Source organism: Mesorhizobium sp. M7A.F.Ca.CA.004.12.1.1, from assembly GCF_003997835.1.
Taxonomy (GTDB): domain Bacteria; phylum Pseudomonadota; class Alphaproteobacteria; order Rhizobiales; family Rhizobiaceae; genus Mesorhizobium.
Genome location: NZ_RZRK01000691.1, coordinates 1 through 3,289 on the forward strand (window position 1 = coordinate 1; position 3,289 = coordinate 3,289).

Here is a 3,289-nt window from a genome sequence, read left to right on the forward strand (position 1 = left end):
GCGTGATAGCGGTCGAGGATGTTCATCAGGTGCCTCCTTCACCCTCCCCCTTGTGGGGAGGGTCGATCGGCAAGGCCGATCGGGGTGGGGGTAAATGTCTCATGCCATCGCGTGGCGATGATTGGCCGAATAGTGTCCGGTCAGATGGTGCTCGAGCTGGCGCTCGATGTCGGTCAAGAGGCTCGAGGCACCGAAGCGGAACAGCTCGGGCTCCAGCCAGGGCCGGCCGAGTTCTTCCTTCATCAGCACCAGCCAGTCGAGCGAGGCCTTGGCCGTGGATATGCCGCCGGCCGGCTTGAAGCCGATGAGATAGCCGGTTTCCTCGAAATAGGCCCTGATGGCGCGCACCATGGCGAGGCCGACAGGCAGCGTCGCGTTGACGCTTTCCTTGCCGGTCGAGGTCTTGATGAAATCGGCGCCCGCCATCATCGCCACCATCGAGGCCAGCATGACATTGCGCAGCGTGGCGAGGTCGCCGGTGCCGAGGATGACCTTCAGATGCGCGTCACCGCAGGCGGCGCGCATCGAGACGATCTCGTTGTAGAGCTCCCGCCATTTGGCGCCGAACACCAGCCCGCGCGGGATGACGACGTCGATCTCGTCGGCGCCGTCGCGGACCGAGGCCTCGATCTCCTGCAGGCGGGTCGACAGCGGCGTAAGGCCATGCGGGAAGGCGGTGGAGACGGCGGCGACATGGATGCCAGTGCCGCGCACGGCATCGACGGCGGTGGCAACGAAGGGGTGGTAGACACAGACGGCGGCCGGGCGGATGGTTTCACCTGATATGCCGAGGCCCTCGACAATGTCGCGGCGGAACGGATTGATCGCCTTGGCGCAGAGCCGGCGCACGCGCTCCTCGGTGTCGTTGGAATTCAGCGTCGTCAAATCCATGCAGGCGACGGCGCGCAGCAGCCAGGCCGCCTGGTTGTCGGCCTTTATCGAGCGCCGCTTGGTCAGGCTGGCGACGCGCCGTTCCAGCGCCGAGCGATTGACGCTGCGCACCGATTCCATGAAGCCGAGGTCGAGCTTCATGCCTGGATTGCGCGCAATGCGATGGTCCGGGGGAACGGCTGTGTTGGCGGCGGCACGCGCGGGCAGCGGCGTCACCTTGGACGAGCCGACATCGGCTTCGCGGATTGTGCTGCTCATCTCCTGCCCTTTCATTCAGCGACGTGTGCCGAAGATAGCCCGTGAAGCCGTACTTCACGAGTCCTGCGGGCGGTCATAACCGAAAAAGGCGGCGAAAGCAGCAATTTTTGACCGTGCGGTCAAAAACATAGACTTCGAGATGTTGGTGCGTCTCAGCCGACGAAGGCGCGCTCGACGACAAAAGTCGCTGGATGGCTCAGCGACCCTTCCTCGAAGCCAAGGCTTTCGGCCAGTTCCTTGACGTCCTTCAGCATATGCATCGAGCCGCAGATCATGATCCGGTCGGTTTCCGGGTTGAGCTTGTCGATGCCGAGATCGCTGTAGAACTTGCCGGAGCCGATCAGCGCGGTGATGCGGCCCATGCGTGCCGATTCCTCGCGGGTCGTCGAATTGTAGAGCGTGACGCGCCCGGAGGTCAGCTCGCCGATCAGCGGGTCGCTTTCGAGTGCTGCGACCAGTTCCTGGCCATAGGTCAGCTCGGCATTGTCGCGGCAGGTATGGGTCAGGATCAGCTGATCGAACTTGTCGTAGGTGTCGGGGTCGCGCAGCAGGCTGGCGAAGGGCGCGATGCCGGTGCCGGTCGAGATCATGAACAGCCGCTTGGCCGGCGTCAGCGCGTCGACCACCAGCGTGCCGGTCGACTTCTGGCGCATGATGACGGTGTCGCCGACCTGGATCTTCTGCAGCTCCGAAGTCAGCGGGCCGTCCGGCACCTTGATCGAGAAGAATTCCAGCTCTTCGTCCCAGGCCGGGCTCGCCACCGAATAGGCGCGGTACACCGGCTTCTCGGCATTGGGCAGGCCGATCATGACGAACTCGCCGGAGCGGAAGCGCAGCGACTGCGGACGGGTGATGCGGAACGAGAACAGCCGATCGGTATAGTGCTTCACCGAGACGACGGTTTCGGCATAGACGTTGGCCGGAATCGGGAACTGCAGCGGTCGGGCGCCGGCGGTGTTGAGAGCGGATGTGGTGTTCATCAAATCCAACCTTCTGGCCCAACCGTGGACGCGGGCGCCAAACTTTCACCTGCACGCCCGGACCATTCAGATCCCGGCGGGCTGTTCGCACACTGCAAAGCGGCAAGCTCTTGTGTCCGGAATTTATTAGTATACAAACGATATTTGCGTCAAGATGCTCCCTTAAAACAGCTTTCCAAACTGGCGCATATCCGTAGTCCGCGCATTTCGGGTTTCGACGATGGAAGAGAATATTTCGGCGCAAGCGCGCAATTCCCGGGGAAATGTCGTCGCCGGTATCGATGTCGGCGGCACCTTCACCGACCTGCTCCTGATCGACGGAAGCGACGGCGGCCGGGTGTATCTGGCCAAGACGCCGACCACGGTGGACAACCAGGCTTTCGGTGTGGTTTCGGCACTCGGCGCCACCGGATTTGCCATCGATAGCATCGACCTCATCGTGCATGGCACGACCACCACCACCAATGCGGTGCTCGAACGCCGGCTGGCGAAAACCGGCATGATCACCACGCGCGGTTTTCGCGACGTGATCGAACTGGGCCGGCGCACGCGGCCGCAGGCCTATGGCATGACCGGCAGCTTCGTGCCGATCATTCCGCGCAATCTCAGGCTCGAAGTCTCGGAGCGCGTCGAAGCATCGGGCGCGGTGCGCACGCCGCTCGACGAGACCGAGATGCGCGACGCAGTGCAGACGCTGATAGCGGCCGGTTGCGAATCCCTGGTCATCCATTTCCTGCATTCCTACGCCAACCCGGCACATGAGCGGCGCGCCGTCGAAATCGCCACCGAACTCTGGCCGAACGGCTACATCACGGCAGGCCATGCGCTGCTGTCGGAAGCGCGCGAATTCGAACGCGGCGTGACCGCTTCGGTCAACGCCTCAGTGCAGCCGATCCTCGAGCGCTATGTCGAGCGGCTGCGCAAGGAATTGGCCGCCAAAGGCTATGCCCGCGACTTCCTGATCATGAACGGCAATGGCGGCATGATCTCGGCCCGCTTCGTCACACGTGAATCGGCCAAGACGGTCATGTCCGGCCCGGCCTCGGGCGTCATCGCCGCCGCTTATACGGGAAAACGCGCCGGCTTCGAAAACCTCGTCACCTATGACATGGGCGGCACCTCGACCGACGTGGCGTTGATCCGCAATGCCGAGCCGGCAG

Annotated in this window: 3 protein-coding genes; 1 reads left to right on the forward strand and 2 read right to left on the reverse strand. The window is 63.3% G+C overall.

What is annotated here, in order from left to right; translation table 11 throughout:
* Positions 1-99 precede the first annotated feature (99 nt).
* The gene (deoC, locus tag EN984_RS27765) at positions 100-1,149 is read right to left on the reverse strand and encodes a deoxyribose-phosphate aldolase (RefSeq protein WP_127267816.1); all 1,050 of its coding nucleotides are present in this window, start codon (positions 1,147-1,149) and stop codon (positions 100-102) included.
* Positions 1,150-1,301: 152 nt separating this feature from the next.
* On the reverse strand, positions 1,302-2,129 hold the full coding sequence (locus EN984_RS27770) for a ferredoxin--NADP reductase (RefSeq protein ID WP_127267817.1): 828 nt from the start codon (positions 2,127-2,129) through the stop codon (positions 1,302-1,304).
* A 220-nt stretch (positions 2,130-2,349) separates the two neighbouring features.
* Between EN984_RS27770 and EN984_RS27775 the strand changes: the two genes are divergently transcribed.
* A partial coding sequence (locus EN984_RS27775; RefSeq protein WP_164765689.1) for a hydantoinase/oxoprolinase family protein occupies positions 2,350-3,289 on the forward strand: 940 nt, incomplete at its 3' end.